General features: G+C 66.6%; 15 protein-coding genes. 3 read left to right on the top strand and 12 right to left on the bottom strand.

Annotated elements, in window-relative coordinates; all coding sequences use genetic code 11:
* The first annotated feature begins 9 nt into the window (after window positions 1–9).
* From flgJ to flgL, 3 genes are all read left to right on the top strand, one after another.
* Entirely contained in the window at window positions 10–906 is an 897-nt protein-coding gene (gene flgJ / locus OIK44_RS17195) for a flagellar assembly peptidoglycan hydrolase FlgJ (protein ID WP_273672414.1), read from the top strand.
* 63 nt (window positions 907–969) lie between these two features.
* Window positions 970–2,934 (top strand): flagellar hook-associated protein FlgK, encoded by a 1,965-nt coding sequence (gene flgK, locus OIK44_RS17190; RefSeq protein WP_273672413.1) that lies wholly within the window; start codon window positions 970–972, stop codon window positions 2,932–2,934.
* A 47-nt stretch (window positions 2,935–2,981) separates the two neighbouring features.
* Window positions 2,982–4,229 carry a flagellar hook-associated protein FlgL gene (flgL, locus tag OIK44_RS17185; RefSeq protein WP_474522666.1) on the top strand — a complete coding sequence of 416 codons (1,248 nt, stop codon included), beginning with the start codon at window positions 2,982–2,984 and terminating at the stop codon, window positions 4,227–4,229.
* Between the two features lie 63 nt (window positions 4,230–4,292).
* On the opposite strand, the gene fliR is transcribed toward flgL, so the two are convergent.
* The 12 genes from fliR to fliG all read right to left on the bottom strand — a co-directional run bounded on the left by fliR (window position 4,293) and on the right by fliG (window position 14,028).
* Complete coding sequence (fliR, locus tag OIK44_RS17180; RefSeq protein WP_273672412.1) at window positions 4,293–5,141, bottom strand: flagellar biosynthetic protein FliR; 849 nt, start codon at window positions 5,139–5,141, stop codon at window positions 4,293–4,295.
* A gap of 49 nt (window positions 5,142–5,190) precedes the next feature.
* Complete coding sequence (gene fliQ / locus OIK44_RS17175) at window positions 5,191–5,460, bottom strand: flagellar biosynthesis protein FliQ (protein ID WP_273672411.1); 270 nt, start codon at window positions 5,458–5,460, stop codon at window positions 5,191–5,193.
* 10 nt (window positions 5,461–5,470) lie between these two features.
* Complete coding sequence (gene fliP / locus OIK44_RS17170; RefSeq protein ID WP_420213855.1) at window positions 5,471–6,244, bottom strand: flagellar type III secretion system pore protein FliP; 774 nt, start codon at window positions 6,242–6,244, stop codon at window positions 5,471–5,473.
* 7 nt (window positions 6,245–6,251) lie between these two features.
* On the bottom strand, window positions 6,252–6,812 hold the full coding sequence (gene fliO, locus OIK44_RS17165) for a flagellar biosynthetic protein FliO (protein ID WP_273672409.1): 561 nt from the start codon (window positions 6,810–6,812) through the stop codon (window positions 6,252–6,254).
* Window positions 6,809–7,249, bottom strand: coding sequence for a flagellar motor switch protein FliN (gene fliN, locus OIK44_RS17160; RefSeq protein ID WP_273672408.1), 441 nt, complete (start codon window positions 7,247–7,249; stop codon window positions 6,809–6,811). The genes fliO and fliN overlap by 4 nt, the downstream gene beginning before the upstream one ends.
* Before the next feature lie 45 nt (window positions 7,250–7,294).
* Entirely contained in the window at window positions 7,295–8,275 is a 981-nt protein-coding gene (gene fliM, locus OIK44_RS17155; RefSeq protein WP_273672406.1) for a flagellar motor switch protein FliM, read from the bottom strand.
* 9 nt (window positions 8,276–8,284) lie between these two features.
* On the bottom strand, window positions 8,285–8,794 hold the full coding sequence (fliL, locus tag OIK44_RS17150; protein WP_273672404.1) for a flagellar basal body-associated protein FliL: 510 nt from the start codon (window positions 8,792–8,794) through the stop codon (window positions 8,285–8,287).
* Between the two features lie 234 nt (window positions 8,795–9,028).
* On the bottom strand, window positions 9,029–10,399 hold the full coding sequence (locus OIK44_RS17145; protein ID WP_273672402.1) for a flagellar hook-length control protein FliK: 1,371 nt from the start codon (window positions 10,397–10,399) through the stop codon (window positions 9,029–9,031).
* 38 nt (window positions 10,400–10,437) lie between these two features.
* Window positions 10,438–10,878, bottom strand: coding sequence for a flagellar export protein FliJ (gene fliJ, locus OIK44_RS17140; protein WP_273672401.1), 441 nt, complete (start codon window positions 10,876–10,878; stop codon window positions 10,438–10,440).
* A gap of 33 nt (window positions 10,879–10,911) precedes the next feature.
* The gene (gene fliI / locus OIK44_RS17135; protein WP_273672400.1) at window positions 10,912–12,306 is read right to left on the bottom strand and encodes a flagellar protein export ATPase FliI; all 1,395 of its coding nucleotides are present in this window, start codon (window positions 12,304–12,306) and stop codon (window positions 10,912–10,914) included.
* The gene (locus OIK44_RS17130) at window positions 12,303–12,989 is read right to left on the bottom strand and encodes a flagellar assembly protein FliH (protein WP_420213861.1); all 687 of its coding nucleotides are present in this window, start codon (window positions 12,987–12,989) and stop codon (window positions 12,303–12,305) included. Before OIK44_RS17130 ends, fliI begins: the two co-directional genes overlap by 4 nt.
* A 40-nt stretch (window positions 12,990–13,029) precedes the next feature.
* On the bottom strand, window positions 13,030–14,028 hold the full coding sequence (fliG, locus tag OIK44_RS17125) for a flagellar motor switch protein FliG (RefSeq protein ID WP_273672398.1): 999 nt from the start codon (window positions 14,026–14,028) through the stop codon (window positions 13,030–13,032).
* Between the last annotated feature and the right edge of the window lie 18 nt (window positions 14,029–14,046).

Here is a 14,046-nt window from a genome sequence, read left to right as displayed (position 1 = left end):
GGGCACGCGATGATCAGCCAAACCGACCTCTCCAGCAAGACCGCCTTCGACCTCAAGGGCATGAACGACTTGCGCCAGTCCGCCAAGGCGAACGAGCCGGACGCGCTGAAGACGGCGGCGACGCAGTTCGAGGCTTTGTTCCTCAACATGATGATGAAAAGCATGCGCGAGGCGACGCCGCAGGACGGCATCATGGATAGCCAGCAGAGCAAGATGTACACCTCGATGCTGGACCAGCAGACCAGCCAGAACCTGGCCAAGCGCGGCACCGGCCTGGCCGACGTGCTGATACGCCAGTTGTCGCAGGTGGGCGCGGCGCCGGCCGCCGACGCCGAGGCGGCCTCGCCGCGGGCGGCCAGCATGGCGGCGGCGCTGGAAGCGTTCCGCCAGCAGCAGGGCGCGGGCGCGCCGGCCGTCAAGCCGGCCGCCGGCGCCGGCGGCCAGGCGCCGCATGTGCGCGCCTTCCAGGAGAAGCTGGGCGGACACGCCGAGGAGGCCAGCCGCGCCACCGGCATCCCGGCCAAGTTCATGCTGGGCCAGGCCGCCCTGGAGAGCGGCTGGGGCAAGCGCGAGATCAAGGGCCGCGACGGCGTCGCCAGCAACAATCTGTTCGGCATCAAGGCCGGCCCCGAGTGGAAGGGCAAGGTTGCCGAAGCGGTCACGACGGAGTATGTGAACGGCGTGCCGCAGACCCGCACGGAGAAATTCCGCGCCTACGATTCCTACGCGGACAGCTTCAAGGATTATGCAAAGTTGCTAACTAATAACAAGCGCTATGAGAAGGTGTTGGCCAGCGCCGGCGACGCCAGCAGCTTCGCCCACGGCTTGCAGCGGGCCGGTTATGCGACCGATCCGCACTACGCCAGCAAGCTGACGCGCATCATCAAGCATTCCCTGGTCGGTTAGACCTTCAAGTTTTCGGCGCTTGTGCCGTAAATTACACAGACAGCACCTCAGAGTAAGTACACCATGTCCATCAATCTTCTCAGTATCGGCAAAAGCGGTTTGCTTGCGGCGCAAGTTGGCTTGGCGACGACCGGGCACAATATTACCAACGCCAACGTGGCCGGTTACAGCCGCCAGACGGTGCTGCAGCAGAACGCCACGCCCAACCAGGCCGGCAACGGTTTCATCGGCACCGGCACCGAGGTGTCGCAGATCAAGCGCGTCTACGACAATTTCGTCGCCGGCCAGGTGCGCGCCGCCCAGGCCGGCACCAGCTCGCTCGACACCTACTATAAGCAGATCAGCCAGATCGACAATTTGATGGCCGACCCGACGGCCGGCCTGTCGCCGGCGCTGCAAGATTTTTTCAAGGGCGTGCAGGATGTCAGCGCGAATCCGGCCTCGGTGGCCTCGCGCCAGGCGCTGTTGTCGACGGCCGATTCGCTGGCCTCGCGCTTCCAGGGTTTGAGCGCGCGCCTGTCGGAAATCGGCAACGGCGTCAATTCCGAGATCACGTCGAATATTTCCGTCATCAATTCCTACGCCAGCCAGATCGCCAAGCTGAACGAGTCGATCGGCAACCTTGCCGTGGGCGAGAGCAATATGCCGAACGACTTGCTGGACCAGCGCGACCAGCTCGTCAATGAATTGAACAAGTACGTCAAGGCCACCGTCATGCCGGGCGATAACAACAGCTTGACTGTGTCGATCGGCAACGGCCAGCCCCTGGTCGTCGGCGTGCGGCCCTTCCAGTTGGTGGCGGCGGCGTCGCTGACGGACCCCACCAGGGTCGAGGTGGCCTATGTGACGGGAACCCGCACCTTGGTGCTGCCGGAAAACGCCTTGAGCGGCGGCTCGCTGGGCGGCTTGATGGAGTTCCGCTCCGGCACGCTGGACCGCGTGCAAAATTCGCTGGGCCGCGTCGCCGTGACGCTGGCCAGCACCTTCAACGCCCAGCACAAGCTGGGCCAGGACCAGAACGGCGCGCTGGGCACGGACTTCTTCAACGTCGCGCCGCCGGTGATCCAGGCCGACTACCGCAACAACCCGACCAGCACGACGGCCGTGTCGGCCACGGTCAGCGACCCCACCAAGTTGACGACGAGCGACTACGGCGTGCGCTACGACGGCACCAAGTTCACCGTCACGCGCCTGTCCGACGGCGTCAAGACCGACATCAGCCCGTATCCGCAGACGGTGCCGCAGACCATAGACGGGGTCGACTTCTCCGTGGCCGGCGCCGCCGCCGAGGGCGACAACTTCGTCGTCAAGCCGACCGTCAACGGCGCCTTCGGTTTCAATGTGCTGGTCACGGACCGCGCCAAGATCGCCGCCGCCGCGCCCATCAGCACCAGCGTGCCGACGAGCAACACGGGCAACGGCAAAATCACCCCCGGTTCCGTGGACCAGAATTACCTGACGCCGGGCAACGCGCTGGCGGGGCCGGTGACGCTGACCTACGCCAAGGGCACGAACTCGCTGTCGGGCTTCCCGCCGACGCAGGCGATCACGGTGACGACGGCCGGCGTGCCGACGACCTATCCGGCCGGCACGGCCAGCATCCCCTACACCAGCGGCTCGGAAATCAGCTTCGGCGGCATCACGCTGGCCATCAGCGGCACGCCGGGCGACCTGGACAAGTTCAGCGTCGCGCCCAACATCAGCGGCGTGGGCGACAACCGCAATATGGCTTTGCTGGGCGGCTTGCAGACGAAGAATATCCTGGACGGCGGCAAGGCCACCTACCAGGGCGCGTACGCCGAGGCGGTCAGTTTCGTCGGCAATAAAACGCGGGAAACCCAGATCAACGGCCTGGCCAGCATGGCCCTGCTGCAGCAGACGGAAGGGCAGCAACAGTCGATTTCCGGCGTCAACCTCGACGAGGAGGCGGCCAACCTGTTGCGCTACCAGCAAGCCTACCAGGCCAACGGCAAGGTGATGCAAATCGCCGGCACCCTGTTCGACGTCATCATCGCCATCGGACGTTAATTGTATCGGGGCGCGGCCCGCGCCGCGCCCGACGGGAAGGAAGTAGCATGAGCATGCGCATCAGCACCAAGTCGACATTCGACATCGGCAGCACCCAGATCAACAATCTGCAGGCGGCGCTGACCCGCAGCCAGCAGCAATTGTCGACCAACCGCCGCAACCTGACGCCGGCCGACGACCCGATCGCCAGCTCGCGCGCGCTGGAGGTCTTGCAGTCGCAATCGATCAACACGCAATTCGTGACGAACCGCTCGAACGCGAGGAATTTCCTGTCGCAAGAGGAGCTGGCGCTGAAAAGCTCGGGCGACCTGATACAGGACGTGCAGGAATTGATCGTCAAGGCCGGCAGCGGCGGCCTGAAGGATATCGACCGCGGCTCGCTGGCGACCGAGCTGGAGGGGCGCTTGAACGATTTGCTGGCCATCGCCAACACGGCCGACGGCGCCGGCGGCTACCTGTTTTCCGGCTTCAAGTCGACGACGGTGCCGTTTTCGCCGACGGCAACGGGCGCCACCTACCAGGGCGACCAGGGCCAGCGCGTGCTGCAAATCGGCTCGGCCCGGACGATACCGACCAGCGACGCCGGCAGCACCGTGTTTGAAAGCAATATGACGGGCAACGGCACTTTCGTCACGGCGGCGGCGGCGGGCAACTACGGCCGCGGCGGCGCCGGCATCATTTCCGGCGGCACCGTCACCAATCCGGCCGCGCTGACGGGCCACCAGTATTCGATCGACTTCACCGTCGTGCCGGGCGTGCCGACGAACACCACGACCTACCTCGTCACCGACACGACGCTGGGCGTGCCCGTGCCGAGCCCGGCCACGCCGGTGCCGTATGTGGCGGGCCAGTCCATCAGTTTCGACGGCATGCAGCTCGACATCAAGGGCGTGCCGGCGAACGGCGACCAGTTTACGCTCGCCCCCAGCGCCAAGGAGTCCGTGTTCAAGACGATCAAGGACCTGGTGGGCGTGCTGCGCTCGCCGGCCGAGGGCGCGGCCGGCCAGGCGCGCCTGAGCAACAGCCTGGGCGCCATCCACAAGATCCTCGACACGGCCTACGACAACGTCCTGTCGGTGCGTTCCGAGGTGGGGGCGCGGATGAAGGAAATCGATTATCTGGAAAGCTCGGGCGAAGACCTCGACTTGCAGTACGCGACGACCTTGTCGGACTTGCAGGACCTTGACGTCGTCAAGGCGATCTCGCTGTTCACGCAGCAGCAGACGACCTTGCAGGCGGCGCAGAAATCCTTCACCAGCATGTCGAATCTGTCGCTGTTCAATTACATCAGCTAAGACGCCGGGACGGCGGCAAGGGCGGCGCGCCAGCGGGGCTGACCCGGTGGCGCGCCGTTTTTTTTAGCGCGGCGGCGGGGCGGGCCGGGGCAGGGCCACCGGCGTTACCGGTACGGGCGGCCGGGTTCGGTCGGCGAAGCTGCGCGGCAGTTTGCGGCTCGTCTCGATTCCCTCCAGCAGCAGGTTTTGCAGCGGCGTGGCCAGGTAGGGCAAGCTCATGGCGATGACCAGCATGCCGATGCCCAGCGTGATCGGGAAGCCGATGCCGAACAGGTTCAGCTGCGGCGCGGCGCGCGTCAGGATGCCCAGCGCGACGTTGGTGATGAGCAGGGCGGCGACGATGGGCAGCGAGATTTGCACGCCGGAGCTGAAAATCTTGCCGCCCCAGTCGGCCAGCGCCTTGAAGCCGGCGCCGCTGACCGGCCCGGCCGAGATCGGCAAACTGACGAAGCTTTCCGCCAGCGCCGCCAGCAGCACCAGGTGGGCGTTGACGGCCAGGAACATCATGGTCGCCAGCAGGGCCAGGAATTGGCTGATCGCCGACGAGCGGCCCTTCGTCAGCGGGTCGAAGAAGGTGGCGAAGCCCAGGCCCATGGTCAGGCTGCTGATTTCGCCGGCCATTTCGACGGCGGCGAAGACGACGCGTATCGAAAAGCCCATGGCCAGCCCGACCAGCAACTCCTGCGTCAGAATCAGCAGGCCGGCCATCGACAGCGGCTCGGCCGCCGGCAGCGCCGGTACGGTGGGGGCGATGATCATCGCCAGCAGCACGCCCAGCGAAATCTTGGTGCTGGTGGGCACCGCCGAGTTGCCCAGCAGCGGAGAGGCGGCGATCAGGCCGAGGATGCGCGACAGCGGCCACAGCAAGGCGGCGATCCAGGTGTTCAGTTCGGCGCTGGAGAGGGTCAGCATGGCGCGGACGCGGCGCGCGCGCGGCGCAGGAAAAGGGTCACGGCCAGCCTTATCCGATCAGGCCGGGAATGCCGGTGAAAACCTGGCGCATGTAGTCGAGCATCACCGACAGCATCCACGGCCCGGCCACGACGAGGGCGACGAAGATGCCGACCAGTTTGGGAATGAAGGACAGCGTCGCCTCGTTGATCTGGGTGGCCGCCTGAAAGATGCTGACGATCAAGCCGATGATCAGCGCCACCAGCAGCATGGGCGCGGCCACCATCAGCGTGATTTCCATCGCGTGGCGGCCCAGGGTCATGACGCTTTCGGGTGTCATTGCCGCCTCCTCAGTAGAAACTCTGCGACAGCGAGCCGAGCAGCAGTTGCCAGCCGTCGACGAGGACGAACAGCATCAGCTTGAAGGGCAGGGAAATGACGGCCGGCGACATCATCATCATCCCCATCGACATCAGCACGCTGGCCACCACCATGTCGATGATGAGGAAGGGGATGAAGATGGCGAAGCCGATCTGGAAGGCCGTTTTCAGCTCGCTGGTGACGAAGGCGGGAATCAATATGCGCAGCGGCACTTCCTCCGGCCCCTGCAGGGCCGCCGAGCGCGACATCTTGGCGAACAGGGCCAGGTCGGTCTGGCGCGTCTGCTTGAGCATGAAGGCTTTCAGCGGTTCGACGCCCTTGTCCAGCGCCACCGACATGGTGATCTTGTTTTCCTGCAAGGGCAGGTAGGCGTCCGTATAGATCTTGTCGAACACGGGGCCCATGACGAACAGCGTCAGGAACAGCGCCAGCCCGATCATCACCTGGTTCGGCGGCGCCGACTGGGTGCCGATGGCCTGGCGCAGCAGCGACAGCACGATGATGATGCGGGTGAAGCTGGTCATCATCAGCAGCGCCGCCGGCAGGAAGGACAGCGAGGTCATCAGCAACATCGTCTGCACGGGCAGCGTGTAGTTCTGCGCGCCGCCGGGGCCGGGGGTGCTGCTGAAGACGGGAATGCCGGGCTCGGCCAGCGCCCACAGCGGCAGCGCCAGCGCGACCAGAGCGAACAAGCAGGTCAGCGCCTGGCGTGGGGAATGCGGTATGAGTGCTGCGAAGTGCATCTGCTGCCTATTTGCCATTACGTTTTTCGATCGTCTGTTTGAGCCACTCGGAGAAGTTGGCGGCGGCCGGGCCGTTCGGCTGGACCAGCGCGGCGACGTCCTCGCTTTCCTGGCGCGGCAGCGTCGCCAGCGCGTTGACCCGCCCCGGCGAGGCGCCGACGACGATCCATTGGCCGGCCACTTCGATCAGCATGATGCGCTCGCGCCCGCCCAGGCTCAGGGAGCTGAGCAGGCGCAGCCTGGCGTTGCCGCCGGCCGGCTTCGGGCCGTAGCGCTTCATGAACCAGGCCAGGCCGCCCAGCAGGGCCAGCACGAGGAGCAGGGCGAGGATGGTTTGCAGCAGGCTGCCGGCGGCCGTGTTCGGCGCCGGCGCCACGGCGGCGGGCGCCGCGGCCAGGGCGGGCGCAACGACGGCGACGGGCGCGGCGGCGGGCGCTTCAAGCGCGGCGGGCGCGCTGGCTGGAGGGGCGGAGGCGGCAATGGCGGGGGCGGCGGCGGGCGGCGCGTCGGCCGCCGCGTTGGCGCCGCAGCACGCCAACGCCAGGGCGAAGAATAAACCAGGCTTCATTTATTGAGTTTTCTGATGCGTTCGGACGGCGTGATGATGTCGGTCAGGCGGATGCCGAACTTGTCGTTGACGACCACCACCTCGCCCTGGGCGATCAGGCAGCCGTTGACGAGCACGTCCATCGGCTCGCCGGCCAGGCCGTCCAGCTCGACCACGGAACCCTGGGCCAGTTGCAGCAGGTTCTTGATGGCGATCTTGGTGCGGCCCAGCTCGACCGTCAGTTGCACCGGGATGTCGAGGATGAAGTCGATATCGTTGTGCGTCTCCGACTTCGAGCCCTGTTTCGAGAAGTCCTTGAACACGGCGGCGCTGGCGGCGCTGGCCACGCTGGCCGTGTTGGCCTGGTTTTGCAGCGCCTCCGCTTCCGCCTTGGCCTGCTCGGCGATGGCCGCGCCCCAATCGTCTTCCGCGCTTTGATCGTCTTGATTGTCGGACATGTTGCTCTCCTGTTGTTGCGGACGCCGGCCACCTGGCCGCCGGTCTTACTTGATGTTATCGGAATTGGCGAGTAATTTCTCGACCTTCAAGGCGTATTGTCCATTCAATACCCCATATGTGCAATCCATCACGGGCACGCCGTCGACGGTGGCGGCGATCAGCTCCGGGATGTTGAGGGGGATGATGTCGCCCACCTTCATGTTCAGGATCTCGTCGAAGGACACCTTGGCCGTGCCCAGCGAGGCCACCAGTTCCACCTCGGCGATCTGGATTTGCTGCGTCATCAGGCGTATCCAGCGCTTGTCGACTTCCAGCGCCTCGCCTTGCAGGCTGGACGTGAGGGCGTCGCGGATCGGCTCGATCATCGAATACGGCATGCAGAAGTGGATCTGGCCCGACACCGAGCCCAGCTCCACCGTGAAGGTGGACGCCACCACCACCTCGTTGGGCGTGGCGATGTTGGCGAACTGGGTGTTCATTTCCGAGCGGATGTACTCGAATTCGACAGGGAACACCGGTTCCCAGGACTTCGTGTACGCCTCGAAGACGATGTCGAGGATGCGCAAGATGATGCGCTGCTCCGTCTGCGTGAAGTCGCGGCCCTCGACGCGGGTGTGGAAGCGTCCGTCGCCGCCGAACAGATTGTCGACCAGCAAAAACACCAAACCCGGGTCGAACACCATCAGCGCCGTGCCGCGCAGCGGCTTCATGTGCACCAGGTTCAGATTGGTCGGCACGACGAGGTTGCGGATGAATTCGCTGTACTTGGACACGCGCACGGACCCGACCGACACCTCGGCGCTGCGGCGCAGGAAGTTGAACAGGCCGACGCGCAACAGGCGCGCGAAGCGCTCGTTGATGATCTCCAGCGTCGGCATGCGCCCGCGCACGATGCGCTCCTGGGTCGCCAGGTTGTAGGTGCGAACGCCCGCCGCCTCTTCCGGCGCCTGGGCGTCGTCCTGATCGCCGTTGACGCCCTTGAGAAGGGCATCAACTTCTTCCTGGGAGAGGAAATTATCGGCCATGACTGCTTATTATTGAATGATGAATGAGGTGAACAACACTTCCGACACTTCCTGGCGCGAGCCGCGCGTTTCGAAGGGCTCGTTGACCTGCTCGATGATCTCGTCGGCCAGCTGCTTCTTGCCCTCGCCGGTGTTCAGTTCGGAGGCTTTTTTGCTCGACAGCAGCAGCAGCAGGCGGCTGCGCACCTTCGGCATGTTCAGCTTGACCAGTTCGACCTCTTCCAGGCCGGACACTTGCAGCGTGAAGGCGATCTGCAGATACTGCTCGCCGTTTTCCGGCTGCAAGTTGACGGTGAAGGGGTCGAGCGGCACGAACACGGGCGGACCCGCCTTCGACACTTTCTTGCGCGGCTTCTCGTGCTCGGGTTCCGCATCCTTTTTACCGTGCAAGAAATACCAGGCGCCGCCGCCGCCGAGGCCGCCGGCACCCAGCACGGCGGCCAGCACGATGATCAAAAGCTTTTTCTTCGATGCGCCTGCCGCTGGCGGTGCTGCGTCTGCTTTTGGATCTGCTTTCATTTTCGGATTTGCTTTCAATGTAACCTTGGTGCAGGGAAGTGGATCACGACGCCATTATGTCATTATCGGCAAACTCTGCGCAGTCGGATGCGTGGAAAAGAGGCAGGAAGGGCACGCAACTCAAAGTTTCCGCAAGAAAAGTACCCGGGATGGCGAAAAAACGGGGACTGGCGCCGGCAAACGGCCGCCATCGGCGTCCCCGGGGAGCCGGCTCCGGGGTGCGCCGCGGGTTTTTCAGGCGAAAGTGTCGACCATGCCTTGGGTGCCGGCGCGCGCTGCGGGGGCGCTGGCGCGCGCGTTGCCGCCGCCGCCCTGGTCGGCGCCGCCATTGCCGCCGTGGCCGCCGCCGCGGCCCATGCGCGCTTCGCCGTTGCCGCCGTTTTGCTGGTTGGCCATGCCGGCCGAGACGCTGGAGTTGGCCAGTTCGATGCCGGCTCCGCTCATCATTTCACGCAGGCGCGGCATGGCCGCCTCCAGCGCCTGGCGCACCTCCGGCTGGGCCGCCGTGAAGGTGGCGTCGGCCTGGTCGTTGCTGACTTTGAGCACCACCTGCAGCGGGCCCAGGTCGGGCGGATTCAGCGTCAGCGTCGCGCTTTGCTCGCCGCCGGCCACCATCCAGACGATTTTCTGGCCCAGTTCCTGGTCCCAGGCCGGCGTGCCGACGCGACCGTTCAATTTCTCGGCCGGAACCGCGGAGGCGGCCGCGGCGATGTGCAGCGACGCCTGTTGCACCGGCGCGGCCAGTGCGGCGGCTTCGTGCACGGGTTCGCGGGCGGGCAGCGCTTCCGGCGCGCTCTCGCGCACCTTGGCCGCGTTCAATTGCGCCGCGTCGGGTAGGGCCGCCGCAGGCGGTGGCGCTTGCGGCGCCTCGCTGTGCGGCGAGCTTAGCGTCGCGGCCGCGCCGGCGCCTGCGTCGGCGGCCGGGGCTGCCGCTGCGGTTTTCGTTCTGGCTGCGTCGGCGATGGCCGCGAATGCCGCCGTCGCGCCCGTCGCGCCCTTGCCGGCGGCCGGGGTCTTGGCGCCGGCGGCGCCCTTGGCGTCGGTGGCGCCAGCCGCCAGCATCTTGCCGGCCGCGTCAGCGGCCAGACCGGCGCCTGCCGCCGCCGTCTCCGCAGTGGGGGCGGGCGCGACGGTCTGGTTCAGGCTGGCGACGAGGGCCAGCATGTCGGCCGCCGCCGTGCTGGCGGGGACGGTGTTTTCCGCAGCTTCGCTGCTGCTTTCCTTGGCCGGCGCCGGCGCCGGCGCCGGCGCGGCCGGCGCGGCCGCGCTGTCCTTGCTGTCGTTGCCGGCAGTGTTCTGCCCGTCGACGGGCGCCTGCGCCGGCTGCGCCGGCTGCGCGGGCGCCTTGGCCTGGTTCTGCGTTGGCGCCGGCGCGGCTTGCGGCGTGGGCGCCGGTGCCGGCGCGGCCGCCCGGGCCGGGGCCGGCGTGGCAGGCCGGGCCGGCGCCGCCTGGCTGGCGCGGTTTTGCGCCTGGCGCTGTTCGATCTGGCGCGTCAGCGTGCGCTGGAAGTCGCTATTGTCCGGCGCGCCCGTGCCGGTGCCCGCCTTGGGGGGGGGCGCCGCTGGGGTGTTGCTGGTCTGGACAGGAAGAATGGGGGTTTGCATGGTTGCGCCGTGTAAGGAAATGGGCCGGGCGTGCCGCCTCAGCGTTTGTAATAGGCTTGTCGCGCCGCGTGTTCGTCCATGGCTTTCTGGTCGCGCTTGTTTTCCAGCTTCAGCGCCGCTTCCTGGACGCGCTTGTCCAGCGTCGTGTAGGACATGCGCTTGCGCTCGCTGGCCTGCCAGGTCGCCTTTTCGTGCTCGCTGCGGCGCTGGGCGTGGCGCACCACTTCCTGCTGGCCGGCGATGGCGTTGTCGAGCTTGCCCATGAAGGCCTGGAAGTTGCGGAAGGCCGCAGGGGTGATGCCGGCCGCCATCGTCGCCTCGAAGCGGCGGCTGTAGTCGTCGCGGTAGTCGCTGAGCATCTGCAATTGCTGCTGGCTGTCGTCGAGCGCTTTCAGCGCCGCGCCTAGGCGCTTCGCGCAATCATCGGTTTCCCGGCGCGCGAGGTCGATCAGCGTTTCAAGTTGGGAGAGGGAGGCCATGGATGCATTATAGGTCGCGTGGCGGGCCCGTCATCACTCGAATAGAGCGGTAAGTTGCCACAAGCTCTCGTCCATGCCGACCCTTTCCGTGATTTGTTGTTGCAGAAAAGCCTCGATGCGCTCGTGCAGGGCGATGGCCTGGTCGAGCACCGGATCGGTGCCGGCGCTGTAGGCGCCGACGCTGATGAGGTCGCGGCTGCGCTCGTAGCGCGAATACAGTTGTTTCAGCCTGCGCGCCTGTTGCTGGTGTTCGGCCGTCGTGATCGAGTGGGCGGCGCGGCTGATCGACTGTTCGATGTCGATGGCCGGGTAGTGGCCGGCCTCGGCCAGGCGCCGGTTCAGCACGATGTGGCCGTCGAGAATGGCGCGGGCCGAGTCGGCGATCGGGTCTTGCTGGTCGTCGCCCTCGGTCAGCACGGTGTAGAAGGCGGTGATCGAGCCGCCGCCTTCCTCGCCGTTGCCGGCCCGTTCGACCAGCACCGGCAGTTTGGCGAACACGGACGGCGGATAGCCCTTGGTGGCCGGCGGCTCGCCGATGGCCAGGGCGATTTCGCGCTGGGCCATGGCGTAGCGGGTCAGCGAATCCATGATCAGCAGCACGTTCTGGCCCTGGTCGCGGAAGTACTCGGCGATCGCCGTCGCGTAGGCGGCGCCCTGCAGGCGCATCAGCGGCGGCGTGTCGGCCGGGGCCGCCACGACGACGGAGCGGGCCAGGCCCTCGGCGCCGAGGATTTGCTCGATGAATTCCTTGACCTCGCGGCCCCTTTCGCCGATCAGGCCGACGACGATGACGTCGGCCTCGGTGTAGCGCGCCATCATGCCCAGCAGCACGCTCTTGCCGACGCCGGAGCCGGCGAACAGGCCCATGCGCTGGCCGCGGCCCACCGTCAACATGCTGTTGATCGAGCGCACGCCGACGTCGAGGGTGTCGACGATGGGCGCGCGCCCCAGCGGGTTGGCGGGGCGCACATTGATGGGCGCGCTGTCGACCGTGTGCAGCGGCCCCAGCTGGTCGAGCGGGCGGCCGGCGCCGTCGAGCACGCGGCCCAGCAGTTGCGGGCCGACGGGCAGGTGGCGGGCCCGGTCGCTGGGGCGGCGGCGCGGGTGCTCGACCTTGCCGGGGCGCGGGATGCTCGGTTCGACGGGGAACACGCGGGTGCCGGGAACGATGCCCTCGACGTCGCTTTGCGGCATCAGGAACAGGCGGTCGCCGTCGAAACCGACCACTTCGGCCTCGACGCGGCCGCCGTTTTGCAGGGGCACGGTGCAGGCGGCGCCGACGGCCAGGCGCAGGCCGACGGCCTCCATGACGAGGCCGGCGACGCGGGTCACGCGGCCGGACACTTGCATCGGTTCGACGAAGCCGACCAGGGCGTTGCAGTCGGCCAGGTAGGCTTGCCAGCGGCCGGCGTGGCGGTTCGCTGTCATTCCGCGAGCCAGTCGACGTCTTTGCCCAGCGCGTGGCTCAGGCGCGCCCAGCGCGCCGACGTCTGGGCGTCGATCTGGTTGCTGGCGGTGTCGATCTTGCAACCGCCGCGCTCGATTGTCGGGTCTTCGACGAGGCGCCAGCCGCCCTTGTCGATTTCCTCGCCTATGCCCTCGCGCACGACGCCGGCATCCTCGGGATGGAGCATCAGCAGGGCCGGCTGCTGCAGCACCGGCAGGTATTCGATGGCTTCGCGCACCACCGGCAGCACCAGCTCCGGCTTGACGCGCAGGGCCGTCTTGAGCATGCCCTTGGCCAGTTGCAGGGCCAGTTCCAGCACCTCGTTGGCGATCAACTGGTCGGCCTCGGCCACGGCCGTGCCGAATTCGACGGCGATGCTTTGCAGGTGGGCCAGTTCGATGGCCGAGGCCGCCTTACCGATGGCCGTCGCCTCGGCGTGGCCCTCGGCGTGGCCGGCCGCGTAACCCTCGGCGTGGCCGGCGGCCAAGCCTTCGGCGTGGGCCGCGGCGCGGGCGTCTTCGCGGATCGCGTCGATCTCTTCCTGGGTCGGGTATTCCAGCGGCGGCGGCAGCTCGACCTCTTCCTCTTCTTCCTCGGGCGGGGGCGGCTCGGGCGGCTTGCGCGCGGCGACCACGCTGGGGCGGTCGTCGCCGAAGGAGGTCATCTCCCAGCGCTGGTAGGCGGTTTGCTGCTCTTTCGGTAAATTAGACAAACGAATCCTCGCCTTTTCCGCCTAGCACGATCTGGCCTTCGTCGGCCAGGCGGCGCACGATCTGCAAAATCTGCTTCTGCTGGGCCTCGACCTCGGACAGGCGCACCGGCCCCTTCGACTCCAAGTCCTCGCGCATCATCTCGCCGGCCCGCTGCGACATATTGCGGAAGATCTTGTCGCGCAATTCTTGCGAGGCGCCCTTGAGGGCGATGATCAGCATTTCCGACTGCACCTCGCGCAGCAGCAACTGGATGCCACGGTCGTCGATGTCGATGACGTTGTCGAAGACGAACATCTCGTCCATGATCTTCTGCGCCATGTCGTTGTCGTAGTTCTTGATATTGTCCATCACGGAGCCTTCTTGCTCGCCGCTCATGAAGTTGAGGATCTCGGCGGCCGCGCGGACGCCGCCCAGCGACGATTTCTTGATGTTCTCGTTGCCCGACAGCAGTTTGGTGAGCACGTCGTTCAATTCGCGCAGCGCGGCCGGCTGCACGCCGTCGAGCGTGGCGATGCGCAGCACGACGTCGTTGCGCAGGCGGTCCGTGAAGTGGCCGAGGATTTCGCAAGCCTGGTCGCGCTCCAGGTGGACCAGGATGGTGGCGATGATCTGCGGGTGTTCGTTGCGTATCAGCTCGGAGACGGACTGGGAATCCATCCACTTCAGGCTTTCGATGCCGGACGCGTCCTTGCCGCCGAGTATGCGCGACAGCAGCACCGACGCCTTGTCGTCGCCCAGCGCCTTGGTCAGCACCTGGCGGATGTACTCGTCCGAATCGAGGCCGACGGTGGAATTGAGGGCCGTCTGGGCGCGGAAATCCTCCAGCACCTCGACCACCTGCTCGTGGGCGATGCCCTTCATGGTCGCCATCGCGGCGCCCAGCTTCAGCACTTCGCGGGGGCCGAGGAATTTCATCACCTCGGCCGCCTCGCTCTCGCCCATCGCCAGCATCAAAATGGAGGCTTTCTGCAATCCTGTCGTTTCACTCATGGTCGTCGGTCTCTGTCG

Origin of the sequence: Janthinobacterium fluminis (genome assembly GCF_028595325.1) — a bacterium.
GTDB lineage: Bacteria > Pseudomonadota > Gammaproteobacteria > Burkholderiales > Burkholderiaceae_D > Janthinobacterium > Janthinobacterium fluminis.
This window is presented reverse-complemented; position numbering and strand designations above follow the sequence as displayed.

What these genes read in the sequence shown, in the direction of transcription:
- fliG (WP_273672398.1), bottom strand. Translation starts at nt 14,028, where the DNA reads ATGAGTGAAACGACAGGATTGCAGAAAGCCTCCATTTTGATGCTGGCG.
- fliQ (WP_273672411.1), bottom strand. Translation starts at nt 5,460, where the DNA reads ATGACACCCGAAAGCGTCATGACCCTGGGCCGCCACGCGATGGAAATC.
- fliJ (WP_273672401.1), bottom strand. Translation starts at nt 10,878, where the DNA reads ATGGCCTCCCTCTCCCAACTTGAAACGCTGATCGACCTCGCGCGCCGG.
- flgJ (WP_273672414.1), top strand. Translation starts at nt 10, where the DNA reads ATGATCAGCCAAACCGACCTCTCCAGCAAGACCGCCTTCGACCTCAAG.
- fliL (WP_273672404.1), bottom strand. Translation starts at nt 8,794, where the DNA reads ATGAAAGCAGATCCAAAAGCAGACGCAGCACCGCCAGCGGCAGGCGCA.
- OIK44_RS17145 (WP_273672402.1), bottom strand. Translation starts at nt 10,399, where the DNA reads ATGCAAACCCCCATTCTTCCTGTCCAGACCAGCAACACCCCAGCGGCG.
- fliI (WP_273672400.1), bottom strand. Translation starts at nt 12,306, where the DNA reads ATGACAGCGAACCGCCACGCCGGCCGCTGGCAAGCCTACCTGGCCGAC.
- flgL (WP_474522666.1), top strand. Translation starts at nt 2,982, where the DNA reads ATGAGCATGCGCATCAGCACCAAGTCGACATTCGACATCGGCAGCACC.
- fliN (WP_273672408.1), bottom strand. Translation starts at nt 7,249, where the DNA reads ATGTCCGACAATCAAGACGATCAAAGCGCGGAAGACGATTGGGGCGCG.
- flgK (WP_273672413.1), top strand. Translation starts at nt 970, where the DNA reads ATGTCCATCAATCTTCTCAGTATCGGCAAAAGCGGTTTGCTTGCGGCG.
- fliP (WP_420213855.1), bottom strand. Translation starts at nt 6,244, where the DNA reads ATGCACTTCGCAGCACTCATACCGCATTCCCCACGCCAGGCGCTGACC.
- fliM (WP_273672406.1), bottom strand. Translation starts at nt 8,275, where the DNA reads ATGGCCGATAATTTCCTCTCCCAGGAAGAAGTTGATGCCCTTCTCAAG.
- fliO (WP_273672409.1), bottom strand. Translation starts at nt 6,812, where the DNA reads ATGAAGCCTGGTTTATTCTTCGCCCTGGCGTTGGCGTGCTGCGGCGCC.
- OIK44_RS17130 (WP_420213861.1), bottom strand. Translation starts at nt 12,989, where the DNA reads ATGACCTCCTTCGGCGACGACCGCCCCAGCGTGGTCGCCGCGCGCAAG.
- fliR (WP_273672412.1), bottom strand. Translation starts at nt 5,141, where the DNA reads ATGCTGACCCTCTCCAGCGCCGAACTGAACACCTGGATCGCCGCCTTG.